Below are 21,297 nucleotides of genomic sequence, written 5' to 3' on the forward strand. Positions count from 1 at the left end.
GGAGTTCCTCGCCGGTGACCATCGACACCGGGCAGCCGTTGGTGGCGGTCTTGTCCGAAGAGGCGGCAGCATCCCCATTCGGGTTGCGAGCAGAAACCGGCACGTCATCCACATGCTCTTTCTGCTTCAGCACCGCGTTCTGCCGCGCCTTCCAGCGTATCTGCATCGTGCCTTGCTTGAGCCCGCCGACTACCCCGCGAACCGCCACCGCCTTGTAGCGATCCACCGCCTGCATGAATTTGGTCAGAATCGCCAACAGGCCCTTAACAAAACCCACCGCCGCCTCAAGAATCGCCGCTCCATACTTGACCAACCGCAAGCTCAGATACGCCACACCCGCCGCCGGCAAGGCGATGGTCAACACGGCGCCAATCACCAGGTCAATCAGCAGCGACACCACTAACCCTGCCGCTACCTCGGCCATTTCACTGGGCGGTAATGCGTCCAGCCAGAGCATCGCCGTGCGTACCATCAGGTACAGCGCCGCCTCGTCACTGGCCAGCAACATGGCCTGCTCCATGACCTTTGGCGTATCGGTGGCGATTTGTGCCAACTTGGCGGCTTGATCACCTAACTGGTCGGCGAACTGCAGCGGGTCTTCAAGAATCGCCTGTACCAGCTTGATGCTGTCCCACACGTCGTGAATTGCCGCCCAACTGCCCGCCAACAGACCGCTGCCAATCGCACTGGCGGTCGAGCGCTCCCAGTGCGGTTTAAAGCCAGACCACTGCTCCCGAAGCCACTGCTGCAGATCCCCCATCAACCCGTCGTAGGAGGCAAACAACGCGTCGACTTGCTCGCTGGAAACACCGCCCTGCACCCGCACCTGATAGCGCCCACCCGCCGCGCAGTGGTGTGAGCCCTTACCCTGTTCATCCAGCATGATTACGCTGGAACTGCCGTCATCCAGGCCGATGACCTCAACCGGGATATTGCCGATCGGCACGTCATATACCGACTCGAACTTGCTCTCGATCTTCAGTTCACCGCCCATCGGGCAGCGGGTCACGGTCGAAAGGTCAGTGTCGGAAAGACTCACCGAACGCTGCGAATCGCCAACCCGCAATACCCGGTCCATCCCCAGCAACGACGGCATGTCAGCCGCATGGCTCACTGAATCCAGCGCGCGCGAATACCAGGCGTTCATCTGCTGGCGATAAATCACCAGGCTCTGATGAAAGCCATCCAGCTCAAATTCGATCAGGGCAATGTGGGCAGCGTGGGTCATCCGTGACGTCTCGGCAAAGGGCAAGGCGTCGGAGCATGCCGCAGCAAAATGCGGCTGGATGAACGGTTGGAAAATTCAGAAAGAGCCCACTACGCAGGGGGAAAAACCGCGAAAAGTCAGCTCGAAGTGCTACACCGAAAAGCGATAAACCTGATTGCAAAATTGCCCGCCAAATAAAAATCGCTCGCATCCTTGCCCGATTTCCCGACATGGCCGTCATGGTTAATAGAACCTCCCTTACGCAGGATTTCCCATGTCGCGCCTTGCTCGTCCCTTGCACCCACTGGCTCTGTCAGTGGCGATGGCTTTTGCCGCCGTGCCGTTGCTGACCGTTCAGTCTTCCTATGCCGAAGAGAGCAGCAGCGCGCTGCGCCGTTTCTCGATTCCTGCGGGTGACTTGAGCCAGGCACTCAATAGCCTGGCCGAGCAGGCGGGTCTGGTGCTGGCCTTCGATGCGGGCCTGACCCGGGGCAAGCGCAGCAAGGGTTTGAGCGGGCAATACGACACCGACGTGGCACTGAGCCAATTGCTCGCCGGCAGCGGCCTGCAAGCCTTGAAGATTTCCGCCGACCGCTACCGCCTCGAAGCCATCCCGGATAACGGTGGCGCCATGGAACTCCAGGCCACCACCATCAGCGGCGCGTACCAGGCCGAAAGCCCGACCGGGCCGGTGGCCGGCTATGTGGCCACGCGCAGCTTGTCGGGTACCAAGACCGACACCGCGCTGATCGAAACCCCGCAGTCGATTTCCATCGTCACCAAAGACCAGATGCGTGCGCAGAACGCCGAGAGCCTCAACCAGATCCTGCGCTACAGCGCCGCCGTCATCCCGGAAACCCGTGGCGCCACCGCATCGCGTCTCGATCAACTGACCATCCGCGGTTTCTCCCCGGCCACCTACCTCGATGGCCTGCGCATGCCGTCGAGCCGTGACGCCTTGCCGCAGAAAGATGCCTTCGACCTGGAACGCGTGGAAGTGCTGCGCGGCCCTGCGTCGGTGCTGTACGGGCAGGGCACGCCGAGCGGGGTAATCAACATGGTCAGCAAGCGCCCGCTGGACACGCCGTTTCATGAAGTGGGCGTGGAATACGGCACCTTCAACAAGAAGCGCACCACCTTCGACTTGAGTGGCCCCCTGGATGATCAGGGCGTGTATTCCTACCGTGTGGCCGGGCTTTTCGACGATGCCGATGGGCAGGTGGAGCACACCGAGACGCGCCGTCAGTCATTGTCCAGCGCCTTTACCTGGCGTCCGGACGATGCCACTTCTCTGACCCTGCTCGGGCATTTCCAGAAGGACCCCAAGGGCGCTTCCTACGGCTCGGTGCCGGCCTGGGGTTCGGTGCTGCACAGCCCGACTGGACGCAGCATCGATGTGGATTTCTACGATGGCGAGAAGAACTTCGAGAAAAGCGACCGCGAGTACTACTCGATCGGCTGGGCGTTCGAGCATCACTTCGATGACGTGTGGACTGTGCGCCAGAATGCGCGTTACCTGCGCAGCGAAGGCCAGTACCGCAGCCTGTACAGCAACTACCTGATGGCGGATTACCGCACCATTCGCCGTTCGACCATCGCCAGCGATGTCGACCTGGATGCCTACACCCTCGACAACCAGCTGCAGGCCAAATTCGACACCGGCCCGTTGCAGCACACCTTGTTGATGGGGCTCGACTACCAGAACACCAGCACCGACACCAAGTCCGGCTCCGGCGTGTACACCGCAGGTCCGACCCTGGATATTTTCAACCCGGTCTACGGCGCAGCCATCCCGGTGCCGGCCTACACCACTGATGGCACCTCGCGCAGCGAACAGACCGGCGTGTATCTGCAAGAGCAGATGAAGTGGGACAAATGGGTGCTCTTGCTGGGCGGTCGCTATGACTGGGCCAGCACCGACAGCAGCACCAAGACCCTGCGCACCGGCGCCAAATCCGAGTCGTCCCTGGACAGCAAGGCGTTTACCGGTCGTATCGGCCTGGTCTATCTCTTCGATAATGGCCTGGCGCCGTATGCCAGTTATGCGGAGTCGTTCAACCCGCAATCGGGTACCGGTTACGGCGGTTCGGTGTTCAAGCCGACGGAAGGCAAGCAGTATGAAATCGGCATCAAATACCAGCCGCCGGGCAGCAACAGCTTCATCACTGCGGCCATCTTCGACCTGCGCCAGACCAACGTGCTGACCACCGACCCGGACCCCACCCACCTGTGCGGCACCGGGCGCTGCCAGAGCCAGGACGGCGAAGTGCAATCCCGTGGCTTCGAGCTGGAAGGCAAGGCCAGCCTCAACGACAACCTCGACATCACGGCGGCCTACGCGTACCTGGACAACCGCATCAGCAAATCCAACAACACCGTGCGGTACGCGCCCATCAGCGATATCGGCGTAGGTCCGGCCATCCCCGCCGAAGGCACCACCACCTACGGCGTGCCGCGCCACACCGCCTCGGCGTGGGCCGACTACACCTTCCATGACGGTCAACTCAAAGGCTTCGGCGCCGGCGCAGGAGCGCGTTATGTCGGGTCTTCGTGGGGCGATACCGCCAACACCCTCAAGGTGCCGGGCTACACCTTGTTCGATGCCGCCGTGCACTACGACATCCCCAACATCACCAGCCTCAAGGACAACCTGCGCCTGGCGCTCAATGCCACTAACCTGGCGAATAAAGAGTATGTCGCGTCCTGCTACTCCTATTCGTGGTGCTGGTATGGCTCGCAGCGTACCGTGCAGGCGAGCGCAACCTATCAGTGGTGATAAGGCAATTTAATGGCCCCTTTGTAACTAAATCCTCGCCAGAATCGCTTTTATTTTCAGGTGGTTAGGTGGGGATGCAAATGCGCACTGTTGGAATCATGCTGATCGCCTGCTCCCTGGCCGGCGGCGCGGCAGCCGTGCAGGCTCGGGAGCTGCGCGAGGGTGACAAGTACATGTGCAGTTGGGGCGCCGGCACCGCGGCCAGGGCCCAGGAGTTGAAACTGTCGGGGGTGTCGCTGTACGCGGCGCGGCAGAAGATCCAGAGCATGAAGTTCAACAAATCCTGGATGCGCATGATGGCCATGGGCATCACCGAACAGACCTACGACAGCCGTTCGCGGCTCAAGCCCGAGGCGATTCGCCAGGGTTTCTATCAGGATTGCGTGCGCTACAAGGTCGCACGCAAATGATCGAGCAAGCACCGCCCCGTGCAAAATCTGCGTAAGCCTGTCCAACTTTCCCTCGGCGCCCCTGGCCATACTGGCGCCAGGCAAATCCAGAGGCACAGGCCATGACTGACTACGTATTCATCCCCGCACCAACCCCATCCCTCGCAGTACAGGGCAGCGATGCGCGCTTCCCGCTGCGCCGTGTGTTCTGCGTGGGCCGCAACTACAGTGAGCATGCGCGTGAGATGGGTCACGACCCGGACCGCGAGCCGCCCTTTTTCTTTATGAAACCGGCGGATGCCGTGGTGCCCGCCGAAGGTGTGATCGCCTACCCACCGCTGACCGCCGACCTGCACCATGAAGTGGAACTGGTGGTGGCCATCGGCAAGGACGGCGTGGATATCAGTCCGGAACAGGCGGTTTCCCACATCTGGGGGTATGGCGTCGGCGTCGATCTGACCCGCCGCGACCTGCAAGCCCATGCGAAAAAACTCTCGCGGCCGTGGGAGTGGGCCAAGGCGTTTGATGCGTCTGCGCCGAGTACCGCATTGCGCCCGGTGAGCGCGGTAGGGCATCCGTCCAGCGGAAAAATCTGGCTTGATGTCAATGGCGAACAGCGCCAGGTGGGCGACCTGGCCGACCAGATCTGGTCGGTCAGCGAAGTGATCAGCCATGCCTCAAAGTCTGTCGCGCTGAAGGCGGGCGACCTGATCTTCACCGGCACCCCCGCAGGTGTCGGTGCCTTGCAGCCGGGCGATGTGGTCACGGCGGGCATCGAGGGCATCGGCGAGTTGCAGTTCACCCTCGGCCAGGCTTGAGGCTAAAGTGGTGACCCGGCCACCCGAGAGACCGTTATGCCAGGCACCCGCGTTACCACCTACGGCATGCAGCAGCGCAGCGACCGCCCCGACTTCTACATCCGCGACAAGCGCGGGCGGGCGGCGCTGACCAGCCCGCATCGGCATGAATACTTCCAGATCCAGGTCAACCTCGGCGGCGACACTGTGCAGCACATTGGCGGCGCTGTGCGGCCGTTCCCGCGCAAGGCCCTTGCCTTTATCCTGCCCCATCGCCTGCATGTGATCCCCCACCCCGAAGACGGCGAATTCATGCTGATCAACTTCAGCCAGGGGTTTCTCCTGCCGCAACTGACCTGCGACCCCCTCGACCTGGAAGACATTCCCATCGGCCAGGCGCCGGAGCTTTCGCCGTTTCGCTTCCAGGAACACCTGGACTTCATCCTCGATGATGCGGCGTTTGAGCAGGTGCAAAGCTGGCTCGCTCACATGCGCGAACTGGATGCCCGCCGTTCCTTTGGCGCCCGCGAGCGTCTCAAGGGCTACCTGTTTCAACTGATCGGCCTGGTCTGCGGACAGTATGCCGAGCCGTTGCAGGCGTACGCCGCCAACAACGCCACCCGGCGCGGGCGCAAGGATGCGTTGGCGCGGGTGCAACGCTACATCCGCGAGCATCTGCACGAGCCGACCCTCAACCTTACTGACGCGGCGGCGGCGGCGTTCCTGTCACCCAACTACCTCACGCACCTGTTGCGCAAGGAGACTGGCAAGCCGTTTTCGCAACTGGTGCTCGACCGCCGCCTGCAGTTGGCGCGCACCTTGTTGCTCAACAGTGCGCAGATGATCGGTCCCATTGCGCACCGCTGCGGGTTTACCGATGAAGCGTACTTCTCCCGCTGCTTCCGCAAGGCCCATGGCCTGGCCCCAGGGCAATTCCGTCGCCAGCAACATGGCCAGGCCTTGTAGGGCGGCGGTTTTACAAATCCACGACAATCGCTGTGTTTCAATTTACATACAATTGGGTCCTTCATTGGGAGGCCAGTATGCAAACGCTTATCCGCGCGGCGACGCAGGACGATGTCGACACGCTCTTCACCCTTCGCACCTCGGTGGTGCAAAACCATCTGAGTATGAGAAGAGCAGGGCGCAGTGAGCCATGAGTCCATCCGAGCCGCCGTCCAACAACTTTCGCTACTTCGTGATCGGAGTGCTTTGCGCGGCGGTGTTGCTGGGGGTCTATTTTGTGCAGCTCAATGCCCAGGTCGACCGCGAGCGGGATGCGACCAATGAGCGCTTGGCGCTGTGCCGACAGGTGGAAAGTGTGGCGCGCTCGGTGTTGCCCAATAGCCTCGATACACAAGATGCCTGCGAACAGTTGAGCGAGCGTATATCGGAAAGTGTGAAGTCGCCTTAACTCAATAACCCTTTCTTATCAGTGGAAATAGCACCAGAAGTTGCACCAAAAAGTGGCACTTATAGGGTTGGCTACCTTAAAAAATGTGTGGTTATTGAATGACTTACAGCGCTTTTAATCCGACGAAAGGATTAAAATAATCTTGTTACAGCTTTTTACAATCGTTACTATAGCCGGGCGTTCACCTCCCACGGTTTATGCATTTTTAAATCCCAAGTTTCCATCAGCTACTTGGGATTTTTTTTGCCCGGGATTTGACCTTCGCGTCAAACTTCACTGTCGCCGAACTCCGCGCGCATCCGTCCATTGCGTTTGGCCTGGTACAGCAACTTGTCGACCTCTTCGACGAACCCCAGCATCGGCGTATCAGGTTTGACGATACGTGTACCCACGCCCAGGCTCAGGCTCAGCAGGCTCGATACCGCCGAATGACCATGCTCGATCTGCTGCTGGCGGATCAGGTGCAGACAGCGTTGCGCCACCTGCCTGGCCGATTGCGCATCGGTTTCCGGCAGCAACCACACGAACTCTTCGCCGCCGATGCGCGCAATGAAATCCCGTGGCCGATTGGCCGCCTGGGACAAGGTGTGTGCGACCTGGCGCAGGCACTCATCGCCCTTGATATGGCCGTAGTGGTCGTTGTACTGCTTGAAAAAATCGATATCCAGAATGATCAACGACAGTGGCAACTGGCTGCGCTGGGCGCTGGCCCACTCCCGTTCCAGCACGGTGTCGAACATGCGGCGGTTGGCGATGCCGGTCAGGCCATCCTGGTAGGAGTACTCCTCGAGTTGTTTCTGCAAGCGCACCAGGTGCTCTTCGGTCTTCTTGCGCTCGCTGATATCGAACATGAAACCGATCAGCGCCTCGACCTCGCCGTCCTTGCGCACCACGTGCACCACATCGCGGATCCACACGTAGTCGCCATTCACCGTCAGCGCGCGGTAATCCGCTTCGTGATCGACCCCGGCGCGGGACTGCGATACGCAGAAATCCACCACATATTCACGGTCGTCCGGGTGCATGCGCTCGACCCAGTCGTCCACGCTGACCCAGCTTTGCGGGGTCCAGCCGAGCAACTCCTCGATCTGCGGGCCGATATAGCTGAAGGTCATGCTCTGCCAATCAATACGCCAGGGGATGGCCTTGGTCGACTCCAGCAAGGTCTTGTACACATCGCTGTCGGGCTGGCTCGGAGGGTCGATGCTCATGGGGCGGCTGCTCTGGATGATGGCGAAAAGCCAAGAGCGTCTTTCGATCGGGGCGCCGAGTCAAGCCTTCGGCGGCGCAGCAGACGAGAGGTCGCCGGACGGGGCGACCCTCTGTTGACCGGGGTATCCGGTGTACTGCGCTGGGTCAGGCATCGACGGTGTGGCTCGGGGCATCGAGCGCGCCGTAGTAGCGCCAGCAGCAATGGCGATGTTCCGGCAGGATCACGCAGCCACTGAGGCTGACGATCAGCAGTGCGGCAACCAGCATGTAAAGTCGGCGATACATGGTGTTTCCTCTTGGGTTGATCAGCGTCAATCCTTCAACGCGGCCACCGGCATAAATCCGTCGCAAAGCTTTCAAACATTTCATCAAGCCCTGCCACCCCCTGAGCAATACTGCGCAAAAAATCTGCGACGGATTTTCCGGCCCCCGCCGTTCAACCCATCAGCACCCGCACTTTCGCGTGTTGCATGAAGGAGTTGCCATGAGACCCCTGGCCAAATTGCGCTATGCCTTGCTTGCTCCGCTGGTCCTTGCCGCGCTTGTCAGCACCCCTGTGTTTGCCCAGACCGAAATCATCATCCGCCAGGCACCGCCACCGGAACGCGTGGAAGTGATCCCCGTGGAGCGCCCGGGTTACGCCTGGGACCGCGGCCACTGGCGCTGGGAAGGGCACGGCTATGGGTGGGTGCCTGGGCACTGGCAGCCGGTGATGCGCAATGCGCGTTGGGAACCGGGCCATTGGGAGGCTCACGGCCCCAATTGGTACTGGCGTGAAGGGCATTGGATCCGCTGACCGAGAATTGCCCGATTGAAAGACACTGATCCGGACGTTGAACTGCTGGCGCGCATCGGTAACAACGAACCAGCGGCCGTCAACGAAATGGTGACGCGCAAACTGCCGCGTCTGCTGGCGCTCGCCGGCCGGATCCTGGGGGATGCCGACGAAGCCAGGGACGTGGCCCAGGAAAGCTTCCTGCGCATCTGGCGCCACGCCGCCAGTTGGCGCAGTGGCGAGGCGCGCTTCGACACCTGGCTGCACCGGGTGGCGCTCAACCTGTGCCACGACCGTCTGCGCCGGCGCAAGGAGCGCCCGTTGGAGGACGAGGAAGCGTTGGCGCTGACAGACAGCGCACTGACGCCGGATGAACAGCTGGAAGCCGCCGATCGCAGCGCCCGGATGGCTGCCGCCCTGGCGGCGCTGCCCGAGCGTCAGCGCGAAGCGATTGTGTTGCAGTACTACCAGGAGCTGTCGAACATCGACGCCGCGGCCCTGATGAACATCAGCGTCGAGGCACTGGAGAGCCTGCTGTCGCGGGCCCGACGCCAGTTGCGCAGCCAACTTGCCGACACACCCGGGCTTGCCCGCCCAGGAAGGGGAAAACCATGACACCCGAACGTTTTGCTTACCTGGCCGACGCCTATGGCGCCGACCTGCACCGCTGGCCCCGCGCCGAACAGCCCGCAGCCCAGGCTTTGCTGGACAGCGGCAATGTGCTTGCGCATGAGGCCCAGCAACAGGCGCGCTGGCTCGACGGTCAACTGGACAGCCATCAACTGGCCTACGTCGATCCTTCGCTGGCGCGGCAGATTCAGCTGTCGGCCCCGCGCGGCCATTCGTTCTGGTCGCGCTATGCCCGCTGGTTGTCGCCGGCCGGCCTGGTAGGCGTGGGTGTTGCGGGCATTGTCACCGGGATGCTGGTGGCATCCCTGAGCGTGCCGCTGCCGATGCTGTCGTCCGAGGTGTTGCCCAGCGTCTTCGATCAAGGCGATGCGCAAGTCATCTTTACCGTCAATGCCGAGGACACCGAGCAATGAGCCTGAAGTCCCTCAAACCCTGGCTGCTGGCCTCGGCCTTGCTCAACGTGTTCCTGATCGGCGGCGTCGGCGGTGGCCTCTACCACTGGATGGCCAGTGCAAAGCCCGCGGAGGCGGTGGTCAATCAGCACGGCTTGCGCCAGGCGATGATCAAGCTGCCGCCGGAGCGCCGCCGGGAATTGCGCCAACTGCTGCGGCACAACCGGGCCGACAGCCAGCCGCTGATCATGGCCGGGCGTGAAGCGCGCATGGGCGTGATCAAGCAATTGGAAGCGCCGACCCTGGATCGGGATGTGCTGGTGGCGGAACTGGCCAAGGCCCGTGAAGCCGATATGGCGCTGCGTGCGTTGGTGGACACGACGTTGGCGCAGTTCGCCAGCACCCTGCCTCGGGAGGAGCGGCAGAAGTTAGTGGAGGCGTTGTATCTGCGGGGGCAGGCGGCAGGCCGCAAGCCTCAGTCCTGAACGTGGCGCTTGTAGGTCTGCGTCCGGAGCGCTGAACTACAGGCGACGCAGGAAGGATTTGACGATGTGGCGGGTGGCATCGGTGGTGTCCAACTCGTCCATGGCGCCATAGGGGTGCCACTGGCAATCGACTATTTCATTGCAAGGTTTCGCATCGGCGACGTTCACCACCGACGCTTCGAACACGTGGTGCACGGTGTCGCGGGCCTTGAGTTCCTGCAAATACAGCAAGCCGTCCACGTTCAATCCGGTTTCTTCTTCCAGCTCGCGTTCGGCCGCGCCGACCGGGCGCTCGTTGCGTTCGACCTTGCCTCCCGGCAATGCCCATTTGGATCTGGCCTTGCGCACGAAGAGGATATGCCCCTCGTGTTCGCAAATGACCGTTGCACGTATTTTCATCGTCTGTGCCCCGCAGCGGGATGAGTGTCATAAAAGTGTAATGCAATTGTCATGCTAAGTGCTTATGGCGCTGACGTGTGGGGATGTGGATACTGCCCGATTGATCAAAACGCACGAGGAGGGCAGATGAGCACCGTACGCTGGGGCATGATCGGCTGTGGCAGTGTCACTGAATTGAAGAGTGGACCGGCTTTCTACAAAGCGCCAGGTTCTGCGCTGGTGGCCGTGATGGGGCGCCGCGAAGCGGCGGTGCGTGATTATGCGGCACGCCATGGCATTGCGCGTTTCTACACCGATGCCCAGGCGCTGATCAACGACCCCGAGGTGGACGCGGTGTACATCGCCACGCCGCCGGACAGCCATCTCGAATATAGCCTGATGGTCGCGGCGGCCGGCAAGCATTGCTGCGTCGAGAAGCCCATGTCGCTCAACGCCGAGCAGAGCGCGTTGATGCAGCGCACCTTCGAGCGTGCCGGGCTGCATCTGTTTGTGTCCTATTACCGCCGTTCACTGCCGCGTTTCCAGCAAGTGCGCGATTGGTTGCGAGATGGGCGCATCGGCGAACTGCGCCACCTGACCTGGACCTTGTGCAAGCCACCGGGTGCCGACGACGCCAGCCCCGCCAACTGGCGCACCGACCCGACCATCGCTGGCGGTGGTTACTTCGCCGACCTGGCCAGCCATGGTTTCGACCTGTTCCAGTACCTGGCCGGGGATATCGTTGAGGTCACAGGGTTTACCGCGCGACAAGCCGGGAGGTATGCGGCCGAGGATGCAGTGACGGCGTGCTGGACGTTCAGTTCGGGCGCACTGGGCATGGGCTGCTGGAATTTTGTCGCGGACCGTCGCGAGGACCGGGTGGAACTGATCGGCAGCCATGGGCGCATCCGATTCTCGGTCTTCGAAGACCAGCCGCTGCACCTTGAGGGTGAATCGTGCGAAGTGCTGGAAGTGCCGTGCCATGCGCATATCCAGTGGCACCACGTGTTGGCGATGAACGCACATATCCGTGGCGAAGCCGAGCACCCATCGCTGGGCATCGAAGCGTTGAAGACCGATCGGATCCTGGACAAGGTGCTACAACGTAACCCCCATCGTCCTGAGTAGGCGCGTTAGGGTGGTCTTTTTTCCAAGGAATAGACAAATGAAATACTGGATGGCGATGTGGCTGGTGCTGGCCACCAGTGCGATGGCGGCTCCGCGCAGCCAAGGCACACCGGGGGAGTTTGATTTTTATGTGCTGTCGTTGTCGTGGTCGCCGACTTTTTGCCTGACCCACCCGGACAATGAACAGTGCTCCGGTAAAGGCTACGGTTTTGTATTGCATGGCCTGTGGCCGCAATATGCGCGTGGCGGCTGGCCGGCATCCTGTGCGCCGCAGTCGCCGTTGAGTCGTGAAGAAATCGAGAAGGGCGCAACACTGTTTCCGACCCGTGCATTGCTCAAGCATGAATGGTCCAAGCATGGCACCTGCAGTGGCCTGGAACCGTCGGCCTACCTGGAAAAAACCGACCAGGCGCTGGGGGTGGTGAGCATTCCGCAGCAACTGCAGCCGTTCAATACGCCGCCGGCGTTGCAGGCCAGTGAGATCGAGGCGTTGTTCCGTGAAAGCAACCCGCGCATGGGCAATCATGGGCTGGCAGTCATCTGCAAAGGCAAAGTGCTGTCCGAGGTGCGGGTATGCCTGACCAAGGACCTGGCCTTTGCTGGTTGCCCGCGCAGTGTGAAAACCCAGTGCCGCGATGGCGACGTGCGGATTCCCGCGCAGCGGTGATAAGCCGCTGGCGGGCATCGGGTTGATCAGTTGTTGAGGTAGACCGGGCTGTCAGTGGACAACGAGGCCTTCACGGCCAGGGTCATGTCGGTGATCAGCACTTCCTCGCGGTCTTCGCTCAGGGCCTTGAGGGTGATGGCGACCACGTCCTGGGGCGTGCTCTTCGGCGCCTGCACGTCGGCCACCATATCGGTGTCGATGTAGGCGGGGTGCACGCCGATCACCAGGGTCTTCTGTTCGCGCAGTTCGCCGCGCAGTCCATTGGTCAGGCCCCACTGGGCGGACTTGGAGGCGCTGTAGCCGCCAGTGCCGGGCGGGCTGAGCCAGCTCAATACCGACAGCACATTGATCAGCGCGCCGCCGCCTTGCCTGGCCAGGATCGGCGCAAAGGCACGGCTGACGCGCAGGGTGCCGAAGGTGTTCACGTCAAAGTGCTGTTGCAGGTTTTCGACGCTGTCTTCAGCCAGCAGCGCGCCGTATTTCAGGAACCCCGCGTTGTTGATCACCACGTCTACATCGGTGCACTGCTCCGCGGCGCGCTGCACGCTGGCCTGGTCGGTGATGTCCAGGGCAATCGGCGTGCTGCCGGGGATGTTCACGCTGCCTGGATCGCGTGCGCCGGCGTAGACCTTGGCCGCGCCGGCTTCCAGCAAGGCAATGACGAATGCTTTACCCAGGCCGCGATTGGCGCCGGTGACCAGTACCACTTTTCCACGAATATCCATGATGCGCTCCAGACAGTTAGTTAGGTTTAATAATGAAACCGTTTTATCCTGAGCCTGTTGGTCCTATAATGCAACCTCATTTTGCAAGTGCCCGGAGGCCCGACGATGAAACGCAAATGCCTGGAAGGCGATGGCTGCCCGGTGGCCCGCGCCCTGGACGTGGTGGGCGACTGGTGGACGTTGTTGATCATCCGCGACGCCTTTGCCGGAGTAACACGTTTCGGTGATTTTCAAAAACACCTGGGCGTGGCGAAAAACATCCTCGCCACACGGCTCAAGGACATGGTCGAGCAAGGCCTGTTGCAGACCAGCGAAGTCGGCGCACGCAGCGAATACCAACTCACCGACAAGGGCCGTGCGCTGATGCCGGTGCTGGTGACGCTGGCGCAGTGGGGCCAGGCCTATACCGAGCCGGAGGAGGTCGGCGCGCAAGTCTTGGATGCGCGCTCGCTCAAGCCACTGCGCAAGGTCGAGATCCTCGCCGAGGATGGCCGGGTGTTGGGCATCGGCGACATCGTCACCCAGATGCCCGGAGCTTGAGGCGGTGCCTACTTGCTGTCGAGGAAGCCCAGCAGGGCTGCGTTGAACAACGCCGGGTCTTGCAGGAACGCAAAGTGGCTGGTGTTCGGCAGGATCAGCAGGCCGGCGCCGGGGATGGTTGCGGCCATGTACTCGGTGTGTTCGCGCTTGATCGCTTCGTCATGGTCGCCGTCGGCAATCAGGATCGGCGTCTTGATGCTTTGCAATTGTGCGTCAGTCCAGTTCGGCTGGCTGGCCCACATATGGCTGATCTGCTCGACAAACGCGTCGTACTCTTTCGGCGTCGGCGACAGCTTGGCGTACTCCTTGCCGGCGCGCTCGATGAAGGCGGTGAAGGTCGGGTTCTTCTCGACGCCTTCCTTCACCCCGGCGGTCTGCGTGTTGGCGGCGAAGGCGAAGACTTTGCCGAGGCGGTCCGGGTGACGCAGGGCCAGGTCGATGCCGATGATGGCGCCGTCGCTCCAGCCGACGATGTCGGCGCGGGGGATTTTCAGGTGGTCGAGCACGGCCACCACGTCATCGGCCATCAAGTCATAACCATAGGGTTTTTCATCCCGCGAACTGCGCCCGTGGCCGCGGCTGTCGATACTGATCACCGTGTGCCTGGCTGCCAGGGCCTTGACCTGATTACCCCAGTAATCGGAGTTGGACAGGCCGCCATGCAGCAGCACCACCGGCGAGCCATGGCCGGTACGGGTGTAGTAGACCTTGATGCCGTTGACGGCGGCATAGCCGGTCTTGGCACCGGCCACGGGGGCGGGTGTTGGCGGCAGCGTTTCCCAGCGCTCAGCGGCTTGGGCGGCGGAAAAACACAACATCAGGCAGGCGGCTGCCAGCAGGCGACGTGACATGGCGGTTCCTTTTTTTGATCAGTAGGAATTGAACTCTAGCATCGGCCCCCGCACGGCAAATACGCATTTTTGCCTATCAAAATCGCCAGTGCGAAAGAAAAAAATACAGTTATATCAATGGAATAAAAGCATCTAAGTGAGCGAGGGGCATTTTCTTCAATACCTCGACCGAGCGGCCCCTTTACCGTGGTCCCATCGTCACTCGCTCGAATAAAAAGGAACTGCAATGAGTCTGATCATTTCCATGGCTGCCTTCGCACTCGCCACGTCTATCACCCCCGGCCCGGTGAATGTGGTTGCACTGAGTACGGGGGCGCGTTTCGGTTTTGTCGCCAGCCAGAAACACGTCCTGGGGGCCGCCGTGGGCTTCACCTTGCTGTTGGTGTTGATTGGCCTGGGGTTGCATGAGGTGCTGATACGTTGGCCGATACTGACCCAATTGATCCAGTGGGGCGGGGTGGCTTTTTTGCTGTACATGGCCTGGAAGCTGGCGGTGGACGATGGTCGGTTGGACGCCGATGGCAGTGCCATGGCGCCGTCGATGCTGTACGGCGCGATCATGCAGTGGCTCAACCCCAAGGCCTGGCTGGCGTGTGTGGCCGGGATGGGGTTGTTCGTCGCTGATGGCGATGCAGGGCAGGTGTGGTTGTTTGCCGGACTCTACCTGGTGATCTGCTATCTGTCGGTGGCGTGCTGGGCCTATGCCGGCACGTTTCTGCGGCGCTACCTGGGCAACCCCCAGGGCGTGCGCGTATTCAACCGTTCAATGGCCGCGTTGCTGGTGGCCAGTGTGGGTTATTTGCTGATGGCTTGAGCACGTCGCGGTATTGCCCTGGCGTTGCGGCGAAATGCTGTTTGAACGCGCGCTGGAAATGCGCCTGGTCGGCAAACCCCGCCGCCAGCGCCACGTCGGCGATGGGCGCGCCCTGACGCAATCGGGCGCGAGCGAACTGGATGCGCTGGTTGACCAGGAAGGCATGGGGTGTCAGCCCGTAATATTGCTTGAAGGCGCGGATCAGGTAGGACGGCGACAGTTCGGCCGCCAGGCAGATGTCTTCCAGCTTCACCCCTTCGGTGCAGTGCGTGCGGATGTACTCGGCGGCCCGCTCCAGCTTGTGGTTGACCTCGCGCAGCGGGGTGCCGGCTGGGTTGAGGCGCTGTTGTACGTCGCTGAAGTAACTCACCAGCGCGTCCTGTTTCTGCAAGTGCTCGGCCTGTTCATCGACCAGGATGCGGTACAACTCCAGCAAGCCACGGTACAGCACGGCGTCCTGGGTATGGGGCGTATTGAACGGTCGGTAACCCTGGTCGGTGCTGAAGCCCAACTGATGCTGCAACTCCGTCAGCCAGGGCGTGTCGATGTACAGCATCTGGTAGGACCACGGTTCATTGTCGATGGGGTTGCAGGCGTGCACATCGCCCGGATTCATCAACACCACCGTGCCGGCGCTGATCTGGAATGTCTCGCTGCCATAGTGGTAATAGCTGCGCCCGGTGGTGATCGCACCGATGGAAAAATGCTCATGGGCATGCCGGCTGTAGGTGACCTTGCGCCCATCGGCGATGGTCCGCGCCTCGATAAAGGCCAGCGCGGGGTCACGCCAGAAATACGGAGCAGTGGCAGCAGTCATGGGCGGGCGCTTCCTCGCAGCAGTTCAACGGGCAGGCGAGCAGCGTCAGCTAAAACCCGCCATTGTTCAAGCCCTGACGTACCGGCGGTGCACAGCGGCGCAGGTAGTCGGCCCATGGATCGTAACCGGCCACGGCCTCAGCCAGGGTGACCGGTTGCCGGGCCTTTTCCCGCAGGGCCTCGCCGTCATGCAGCATATGCCGCTCGACGATGACACTCATCAAGGCGCGGCTGCGTGGTGAGTCGAAGGTGCGCGGCACCCTGCGTCCGAAGAGGTCCGGGGCGGGGATTTCGGCGGGTGCGAAGTTGTCGAGCTGATGGATGACCAGGTCTGTCGCCGCCGTGGTCAGCGCCACCTCGGCAGGTCGGGTGCCTTGCGCGTAGGCCGGCCAGTCGAAACGCATCCAGGCACCGCTGGCGCCGTCCTTGGCCGCCTGCATGACCCGATTGTAGTCAAGGTCTGGACGTGGACGAACCAACAGGTGCCGGGGAAAAACTTCATAGAACTTTCTGTCGCTGTAATGCGAGACATACATCAGTACACCGAACCGGCCGACTTCGCCGTGCCTCTGGGTGAGACCGAAAAAAAGCACCAGGCCGTATTCCAGGGCTTCACGACTGGGCAGGGTCAGGTGCGACAAGCCGTAACGGAGCGCGGTCCCGTAGGCTTCTTTCAACTGCCCGAGCTTGCGATCAAAGGTGTCGAAAAAAAGCCGATTGATCGGAGTGAGCAAGTGGAATTGCCGAGCCAATTCCCGATATTTGACCCCAGCGTTTGCCGAGTGCCAGCGTTTCGAGGTGACATCCAGGGCACCGGCACTGTGCAGGTCGACGAACGAGTACAGAGGGCCCGTATACACGCCCTCAAAGCGGCCGTCTTCGGAAAACGGCGAATGCTCCGGCAGCCACATCAGCACTGGCTCTTCAAGCAAGGTGTTGTCGGCATACACTCGGCGCAGATCGTCCAGCGCGGTCTGGCGCAAGGTCACCACAGGCTGTGCAAACGTCTCGACGGCGTCGGCCAGGCTGGCACGCTGTCGATTGAGGCCTTCCAGTGCCGTATTGATCGCCAGCACATCGTAACGCGGTCGAGGGTCCAGCATGCCGTTGACCACGGCCCATTCCAGCACCGGCGGCGTTGCTTCGCTGCTTTCGAGGAAGCGCTTCCAGCTGCCGTGTGGCGCCAGCCCGGCCAGGAACATGATCTGGTTGTAAGTCAATTGACGGGAAGACCCCGGCATGACCTTTTCCATGTACATGACGTATTGATGATACAGCACCCAGGTCTGGGCGCTCAGGCAAGGCGTGGCGTCGGGTATGTCGCGTACGAGCAAATGTGGACCCTTTTCGCTCAGCAACAGGTGCGCGGCCAGTGCTGCGGTAGCTGGGTGGAGCCCGGCCAGGCTGCTGTCGATGCACTGGCGTATGAACGGCACGTGCTCACCCCAGAAGTAATCGTCGTGCCAGTCGACCAGATTGATCCGGTTCGGGTACGCATCGGGCTCGGGGTCCAGGCTCAGGATCAGTGCTGCCAGTATCAGTGCACTGCGGCTGCCACTTTCCGTGCGCTCGCCGGCGTGGCCGCCATGCCAGTGCAGGGCGTTCGACAAAGCGTCTGCCAGTTGCTGGGCCAAGGGTGTTGCGAGCAGGCGGACCATGAGGAAATCCGCTTCCGCCCGCACATCGGCTATCGACTTGCCGGCGACGATGGGCTGGCCGAGGTACTCGAACAGCGGCACGTCCTGGTCGGCCGTGAAGCGCTCGATGATGCGCATGATTTGCGTGCGATCGAGCACCGACAGTTTCCAGGCTGAGGGTTGTGAACCAGACAGCGGCTTGAGCGCTCGCCAGTAGTGGCCCTGACGCGTCGGCAGGGGTTGGCTGACGGTCAGTTGCTGCAACGTCAGGCGTGCCTCGTGCAGTGTGTGGGGGCGTACAAGGTGGTAGAGGTTCAGTGCCTGGCTGAGCGTCACCTTGAAATGACTGCGCAAGTACCCGCCTGTCTTGGCCGCTACCAGCTTCAGGCGCGACACCAGAGGGGCAAGTTCAACATTGCTCATCACTGGGTCGGTCAGGGTTTTCCAGGTGCCGTCCAGGCCATTGGCGCCAACGCTACCCTCGGCAGTGAGCAATACGTGGCTGGCAGGGTCGACGCGTTCCCGGGTGCGGATGGCCAGGAAGTCAGGGTGGTCGGTCAGCACGTGGATCTGGGCGTAGGCTTTTTTAACGGTTGCCTGGAGTGTGTCCGGGTCAACGCTGGCGCCTACCTCAAACCGATCGGCATCATTCAGGTTCCCGCCAGCGATCACCGTCGACAAGGCGTTGCGCAGTACGTGGCGATCATTGAGCAGACCGATGTACTGCCGATAGCGGTACAGTTCGCCGAACGACCGGGCGCTGTTCAATATCACCGGCACCGCAGGCGCCGGCCAGTCGCGCAGGCGCTGGCTCAGGAGGCTGACCTCCGTCCTGCTCAGCGGGCGCTCGATGGCATACGCCTGCAAAGCCCCGACCATACTGATGCGCTGGTCGGTATAGACATGGCTGCCCAGTTGTTCGCCGAGTGTGGCCAACCGGTTCCAACGCTCATCGGGTGCCTTTGGCACCAAGGTGTTTATTTCGCGCCCGCTGTCCGGGTTCAGCACACACAACACTTGCCGCTGGTAATCGAAGTAAGCGGGCGCTGGCGCGTCGTCCGTGCTGCCCAGGTCGTTGCTATTGATGATTGCCTGCAACAGGCCCGCCGCCTCCTTGAGGTTTCTGGACAACCGCGAATCGGATGTCAGATACAGCACAGTGCGGTAGATATCCAACGCGTCAAAGCTGTTCTCGTCCTTGACCAACCGTTGCAGGGCCTCTGCCAGCTGTCGATAGTCGAGCATCTGCTGGCTCGACTCGGCGTAGCTCATCGACTTGCTGCGCCCGTTATCGTCAAAGCCGGGAAAACCCTTCAAGGCGTCGAGCTCTTCGACAATGGTCTGCGCCTGCAGGCGGTTGGCAGGCATCGGCAAACCATGGAACGCCAGCGTCAGGTTCAAGGGAAAGGTGCGCGCACCGGCGGGAGGCACAGGTGCGATATACGGCATGCCCAGTGCGGTCGGGTCCAGGAGTTGGCTGATGTAGATGATCGGGTTGGCCAATGTCCACCAGGCGGACGTGTCGGCCAGGGTGTAGACCCTGGGCTGCCCGTGAGCCGTCACGCTCAGCCGGCTGTTGTGCACGCGTAGCGTGGCCAGATCAAACCCCTCGGCGTTGGCCCAGTCAATGAAGTCTTTCTGATTGATGGCCTTGCAAAAGGCTTCGCACCATTGGCCCAACTGAGAATGCGCGACCATTGTCACGGGATGCGTGGGAGGCGGTAATGATTGGTTCGAAGCGATGGCCAGCAGGCGGCTCAAGTGGCCGATCAGGGTCGTGTCGCCTTCGCTGCGCAGGGATTGGCGTTCGTTCAGGTAGGCGATAGAAGGGCTGAGACTGAGTGGCAGCGGCGTGTCGCCGGGGAGGCTGTCCCAGGTCAGGGCAAGGGCGTGAATGTCATCCATGAGGTCGGTTCCGGCTGATGAAACCCCGGATCATCCGCCACGAGGAGGGGGCCTCTGTAGCAGGTGTTTCCTGCAAGGCCGTGGCTTGCGTCAGCCACGGTCGCAAGGTTAAGGCCTGCGGGCGGCAAGCCTCCTCTCAGACTTTTTCAAGGTTGTGTCAGGCGGGAACCAGGAAAGCGGCTTCCAGCAACTGGCGGGTATAGGCATGCTGCGGATCCGCAAAGATCGCCTGCGCATCCCCTTGCTCCACCACCTGCCCATGCTTGACCACCATCAATTGGTGACTCAGCGCCTTCACCACCGCCAAGTCATGGCTGATGAACAGGTAGGTCAGGTTGTACTTGGCCTGCAGGCTGCGCAGCAGTTCCACCACCTGGCGTTGCACCGTGCGGTCGAGGGCCGAGGTGGGCTCGTCGAGCAGGATCAGACGTGGCTTGAGCACCAGCGCGCGGGCGATGGCAATGCGTTGGCGCTGCCCACCGGAGAACTCGTGAGGGTAGCGATGCCGGGATTCCGGGTCCAGGCCCACTTCCTTGAGCGCCGCGATAATCGCCGCTTCCTGTTCGGCCGGCGTGCCCATCTTGTGGATGCGCAAGCCTTCGCCGACGATCTCGCTGACGCACATGCGCGGGCTCAGGCTGCCGAACGGGTCCTGGAACACCACCTGCATTTCCCGGCGCAACGGGCGTACCTGTTGTTGGCTGAGCTTGTCCAGTTGCTGGCCTTCGAAACGAATACCGCCCTTGCTGGCGATCAACCGCAGGATCGCCAGGCCCAGGGTGGACTTGCCCGAGCCGCTTTCACCGACGATGCCCAGGGTCTGCCCCTGGGGCAGGCTGAAGTTGATACCGTCCACCGCCTTGACGTAGTCAACGGTGTTGCGCAAAAAGCCCTTCTTGATCGGGAACCACACTTTCAGGTCATCGACCTCCAGCAACGGTGGGCCAACATCGTTGGTCGCCGGGCCGCCGCTGGGTTCTGCCGCCAACAACTCCTGGGTGTACGGGTGCCGGGGTGACTGGAACAGCGTCTCGCACTCCGCCTGCTCGACGATGCAACCCTTTTGCATCACGCACACGCGGTGGGCAATCCGGCGCACCAGGTTGAGGTCATGGCTGATCAGCAACAGCGCCATGCCCAGGCGCGCCTGCAGTTCCTTGAGCAATTCCAGGATCTTCAATTGCACCGTCACGTCGAGTGCGGTGGTCGGCTCATCGGCGATCAGCAATTCGGGCTCATTGGCCAGGGCCATGGCGATCATCACCCGCTGGCGCTGACCACCGGACAGTTCATGGGGCAGGGCCTTGAGGCGCTTGTGCGGCTCAGGAATACCCACCAGCTCCAGCAGCTCCAGGGTGCGCTGGGTGGCGACCTTGCCTTGCAACCCTTTGTGCAGGCCCAGCACTTCGTTGATCTGCTTCTCTATGGTGTGCAACGGGTTCAAGGAGGTCATCGGCTCCTGGAAGATCATCGCAATGCGGTTACCGCGAATGTGGCGGATGGTTTTTTCCTTGAGGGTCAGCAGGTCCTGGCCGGCATACTCGATGGTGCCGGAGGGATGGCGCGCCAGCGGGTAGGGCAGCAGGCGCAGGATCGAGTGGGCGGTTACCGATTTGCCCGAGCCGCTTTCACCCACCAGTGCGATGGTTTCACCGCGCTTGATATCGAAGCTGACATGGTTCACCACGCGGTGGTGGTGTTCGCCCGTGACGAACTCGACGCAGAGGTCGCGGACTTCGATCAGATTGTCCTGATTCAT

The 21,297-nt window shown here is 61.7% G+C and carries 21 protein-coding genes and 1 pseudogene; 13 read left to right on the top strand and 9 right to left on the bottom strand.

The window, feature by feature from the left end; translation table 11 throughout:
• Positions 1-1,228: pseudogene (locus AC3WP7_RS21290) on the bottom strand (type IV secretion protein Rhs); the annotation flags it as partial.
• Positions 1,229-1,481: 253 nt separating this feature from the next.
• On the opposite strand from AC3WP7_RS21290, the gene AC3WP7_RS21295 reads away from it, so the two are divergent.
• The 5 genes from AC3WP7_RS21295 (at position 1,482) to AC3WP7_RS21315 (ending at position 6,583) form a co-directional block, all read left to right on the top strand.
• The gene (locus tag AC3WP7_RS21295; protein WP_102592980.1) at positions 1,482-3,983 is read left to right on the top strand and encodes a TonB-dependent siderophore receptor; all 2,502 of its coding nucleotides are present in this window, start codon (positions 1,482-1,484) and stop codon (positions 3,981-3,983) included.
• Between the two features lie 80 nt (positions 3,984-4,063).
• Positions 4,064-4,393 carry a hypothetical protein gene (locus AC3WP7_RS21300; protein WP_043206222.1) on the top strand — a complete coding sequence of 110 codons (330 nt, stop codon included), beginning with the start codon at positions 4,064-4,066 and terminating at the stop codon, positions 4,391-4,393.
• Between the two features lie 101 nt (positions 4,394-4,494).
• Positions 4,495-5,190, top strand: coding sequence for a fumarylacetoacetate hydrolase family protein (locus AC3WP7_RS21305; protein ID WP_092248803.1), 696 nt, complete (start codon positions 4,495-4,497; stop codon positions 5,188-5,190).
• Positions 5,191-5,226: 36 nt separating this feature from the next.
• Positions 5,227-6,135: a helix-turn-helix transcriptional regulator gene (locus AC3WP7_RS21310; protein WP_092248806.1), complete on the top strand. Its 909-nt coding sequence runs from the start codon at positions 5,227-5,229 to the stop codon at positions 6,133-6,135.
• Positions 6,136-6,325: 190 nt separating this feature from the next.
• Positions 6,326-6,583, top strand: coding sequence for a hypothetical protein (locus tag AC3WP7_RS21315; RefSeq protein WP_093514539.1), 258 nt, complete (start codon positions 6,326-6,328; stop codon positions 6,581-6,583).
• A 266-nt stretch (positions 6,584-6,849) separates the two neighbouring features.
• On the opposite strand, the gene AC3WP7_RS21320 is transcribed toward AC3WP7_RS21315, so the two are convergent.
• On the bottom strand, positions 6,850-7,794 hold the full coding sequence (locus AC3WP7_RS21320; protein ID WP_093514538.1) for a GGDEF domain-containing protein: 945 nt from the start codon (positions 7,792-7,794) through the stop codon (positions 6,850-6,852).
• Positions 7,795-7,939: 145 nt separating this feature from the next.
• The gene (locus AC3WP7_RS21325; protein ID WP_170856113.1) at positions 7,940-8,080 is read right to left on the bottom strand and encodes a hypothetical protein; all 141 of its coding nucleotides are present in this window, start codon (positions 8,078-8,080) and stop codon (positions 7,940-7,942) included.
• A 199-nt stretch (positions 8,081-8,279) separates the two neighbouring features.
• Here AC3WP7_RS21325 and AC3WP7_RS21330 point away from each other — a divergent pair, with 199 nt between their 5' ends.
• Genes AC3WP7_RS21330 through AC3WP7_RS21345 form a run of 4 tightly spaced genes read left to right on the top strand, consistent with a single transcriptional unit; the run spans position 8,280 to position 10,077 of the window.
• Positions 8,280-8,591, top strand: a complete 312-nt coding sequence (locus AC3WP7_RS21330) for a YXWGXW repeat-containing protein (RefSeq protein WP_092248816.1) — start codon at positions 8,280-8,282, stop codon at positions 8,589-8,591.
• Positions 8,592-8,606: 15 nt separating this feature from the next.
• Entirely contained in the window at positions 8,607-9,185 is a 579-nt protein-coding gene (locus AC3WP7_RS21335; RefSeq protein ID WP_071490701.1) for an RNA polymerase sigma factor, read from the top strand.
• Positions 9,182-9,613 (top strand): hypothetical protein, encoded by a 432-nt coding sequence (locus tag AC3WP7_RS21340; RefSeq protein WP_092248819.1) that lies wholly within the window; start codon positions 9,182-9,184, stop codon positions 9,611-9,613. Before AC3WP7_RS21335 ends, AC3WP7_RS21340 begins: the two co-directional genes overlap by 4 nt.
• Positions 9,610-10,077, top strand: coding sequence for a periplasmic heavy metal sensor (locus tag AC3WP7_RS21345; protein ID WP_092248823.1), 468 nt, complete (start codon positions 9,610-9,612; stop codon positions 10,075-10,077). Before AC3WP7_RS21340 ends, AC3WP7_RS21345 begins: the two co-directional genes overlap by 4 nt.
• 36 nt (positions 10,078-10,113) lie before the next feature.
• On the opposite strand, the gene AC3WP7_RS21350 is transcribed toward AC3WP7_RS21345, so the two are convergent.
• Positions 10,114-10,476 (bottom strand): NUDIX hydrolase, encoded by a 363-nt coding sequence (locus AC3WP7_RS21350; protein WP_092248826.1) that lies wholly within the window; start codon positions 10,474-10,476, stop codon positions 10,114-10,116.
• A 126-nt stretch (positions 10,477-10,602) separates the two neighbouring features.
• Between AC3WP7_RS21350 and AC3WP7_RS21355 the strand changes: the two genes are divergently transcribed.
• Both AC3WP7_RS21355 and AC3WP7_RS21360 read left to right on the top strand, forming a co-directional pair.
• Positions 10,603-11,583 (top strand): Gfo/Idh/MocA family protein, encoded by a 981-nt coding sequence (locus AC3WP7_RS21355; protein ID WP_092248829.1) that lies wholly within the window; start codon positions 10,603-10,605, stop codon positions 11,581-11,583.
• A gap of 37 nt (positions 11,584-11,620) precedes the next feature.
• Positions 11,621-12,250, top strand: a complete 630-nt coding sequence (locus AC3WP7_RS21360) for a ribonuclease T2 family protein (RefSeq protein WP_092248831.1) — start codon at positions 11,621-11,623, stop codon at positions 12,248-12,250.
• A gap of 26 nt (positions 12,251-12,276) precedes the next feature.
• Here AC3WP7_RS21360 and AC3WP7_RS21365 read toward each other — a convergent pair whose 3' ends face one another.
• Positions 12,277-12,975 (bottom strand): SDR family oxidoreductase, encoded by a 699-nt coding sequence (locus AC3WP7_RS21365; protein ID WP_092248834.1) that lies wholly within the window; start codon positions 12,973-12,975, stop codon positions 12,277-12,279.
• A 105-nt stretch (positions 12,976-13,080) separates the two neighbouring features.
• Between AC3WP7_RS21365 and AC3WP7_RS21370 the strand changes: the two genes are divergently transcribed.
• Positions 13,081-13,515, top strand: a complete 435-nt coding sequence (locus tag AC3WP7_RS21370; protein ID WP_092248837.1) for a winged helix-turn-helix transcriptional regulator — start codon at positions 13,081-13,083, stop codon at positions 13,513-13,515.
• A gap of 8 nt (positions 13,516-13,523) precedes the next feature.
• On the opposite strand, the gene AC3WP7_RS21375 is transcribed toward AC3WP7_RS21370, so the two are convergent.
• Positions 13,524-14,366 carry an alpha/beta fold hydrolase gene (locus AC3WP7_RS21375; protein ID WP_102592981.1) on the bottom strand — a complete coding sequence of 281 codons (843 nt, stop codon included), beginning with the start codon at positions 14,364-14,366 and terminating at the stop codon, positions 13,524-13,526.
• 226 nt (positions 14,367-14,592) lie between these two features.
• Between AC3WP7_RS21375 and AC3WP7_RS21380 the strand changes: the two genes are divergently transcribed.
• Complete coding sequence (locus AC3WP7_RS21380) at positions 14,593-15,180, top strand: LysE family translocator (RefSeq protein WP_102592982.1); 588 nt, start codon at positions 14,593-14,595, stop codon at positions 15,178-15,180.
• On the opposite strand, the gene AC3WP7_RS21385 is transcribed toward AC3WP7_RS21380, so the two are convergent.
• The 3 genes from AC3WP7_RS21385 to AC3WP7_RS21395 form a co-directional block, all read right to left on the bottom strand.
• Positions 15,122-15,997, bottom strand: a complete 876-nt coding sequence (locus tag AC3WP7_RS21385) for an AraC family transcriptional regulator (RefSeq protein WP_071490691.1) — start codon at positions 15,995-15,997, stop codon at positions 15,122-15,124. The two genes, AC3WP7_RS21380 and AC3WP7_RS21385, sit on opposite strands and share 59 nt — an antisense overlap.
• Positions 15,998-16,046: 49 nt before the next feature.
• A complete protein-coding gene (locus AC3WP7_RS21390) occupies positions 16,047-19,538 on the bottom strand; it encodes a hypothetical protein (protein WP_102592983.1) in 3,492 nt (1,163 codons plus the stop codon).
• A 157-nt stretch (positions 19,539-19,695) separates the two neighbouring features.
• A complete protein-coding gene (locus AC3WP7_RS21395; RefSeq protein WP_093514534.1) occupies positions 19,696-21,297 on the bottom strand; it encodes an ABC transporter ATP-binding protein in 1,602 nt (533 codons plus the stop codon).

The sequence above is a fragment of the Pseudomonas sp. FW305-3-2-15-C-LB1 genome (genome assembly GCF_058787615.1).

Coding starts and splice junctions, on each gene's coding strand:
- AC3WP7_RS21295 (WP_102592980.1), top strand. CDS start 1,482: ATGTCGCGCCTTGCTCGTCCCTTGCACCCACTGGCTCTGTCAGTGGCG.
- AC3WP7_RS21300 (WP_043206222.1), top strand. CDS start 4,064: ATGCGCACTGTTGGAATCATGCTGATCGCCTGCTCCCTGGCCGGCGGC.
- AC3WP7_RS21305 (WP_092248803.1), top strand. CDS start 4,495: ATGACTGACTACGTATTCATCCCCGCACCAACCCCATCCCTCGCAGTA.
- AC3WP7_RS21310 (WP_092248806.1), top strand. CDS start 5,227: ATGCCAGGCACCCGCGTTACCACCTACGGCATGCAGCAGCGCAGCGAC.
- AC3WP7_RS21315 (WP_093514539.1), top strand. CDS start 6,326: ATGAGTCCATCCGAGCCGCCGTCCAACAACTTTCGCTACTTCGTGATC.
- AC3WP7_RS21320 (WP_093514538.1), bottom strand. CDS start 7,794: ATGAGCATCGACCCTCCGAGCCAGCCCGACAGCGATGTGTACAAGACC.
- AC3WP7_RS21325 (WP_170856113.1), bottom strand. CDS start 8,080: ATGTATCGCCGACTTTACATGCTGGTTGCCGCACTGCTGATCGTCAGC.
- AC3WP7_RS21330 (WP_092248816.1), top strand. CDS start 8,280: ATGAGACCCCTGGCCAAATTGCGCTATGCCTTGCTTGCTCCGCTGGTC.
- AC3WP7_RS21340 (WP_092248819.1), top strand. CDS start 9,182: ATGACACCCGAACGTTTTGCTTACCTGGCCGACGCCTATGGCGCCGAC.
- AC3WP7_RS21345 (WP_092248823.1), top strand. CDS start 9,610: ATGAGCCTGAAGTCCCTCAAACCCTGGCTGCTGGCCTCGGCCTTGCTC.
- AC3WP7_RS21350 (WP_092248826.1), bottom strand. CDS start 10,476: ATGAAAATACGTGCAACGGTCATTTGCGAACACGAGGGGCATATCCTC.
- AC3WP7_RS21355 (WP_092248829.1), top strand. CDS start 10,603: ATGAGCACCGTACGCTGGGGCATGATCGGCTGTGGCAGTGTCACTGAA.
- AC3WP7_RS21360 (WP_092248831.1), top strand. CDS start 11,621: ATGAAATACTGGATGGCGATGTGGCTGGTGCTGGCCACCAGTGCGATG.
- AC3WP7_RS21365 (WP_092248834.1), bottom strand. CDS start 12,975: ATGGATATTCGTGGAAAAGTGGTACTGGTCACCGGCGCCAATCGCGGC.
- AC3WP7_RS21370 (WP_092248837.1), top strand. CDS start 13,081: ATGAAACGCAAATGCCTGGAAGGCGATGGCTGCCCGGTGGCCCGCGCC.
- AC3WP7_RS21375 (WP_102592981.1), bottom strand. CDS start 14,366: ATGTCACGTCGCCTGCTGGCAGCCGCCTGCCTGATGTTGTGTTTTTCC.
- AC3WP7_RS21380 (WP_102592982.1), top strand. CDS start 14,593: ATGAGTCTGATCATTTCCATGGCTGCCTTCGCACTCGCCACGTCTATC.
- AC3WP7_RS21385 (WP_071490691.1), bottom strand. CDS start 15,997: ATGACTGCTGCCACTGCTCCGTATTTCTGGCGTGACCCCGCGCTGGCC.
- AC3WP7_RS21390 (WP_102592983.1), bottom strand. CDS start 19,538: ATGGATGACATTCACGCCCTTGCCCTGACCTGGGACAGCCTCCCCGGC.
- AC3WP7_RS21395 (WP_093514534.1), bottom strand. CDS start 21,297: ATGAATCAGGACAATCTGATCGAAGTCCGCGACCTCTGCGTCGAGTTC.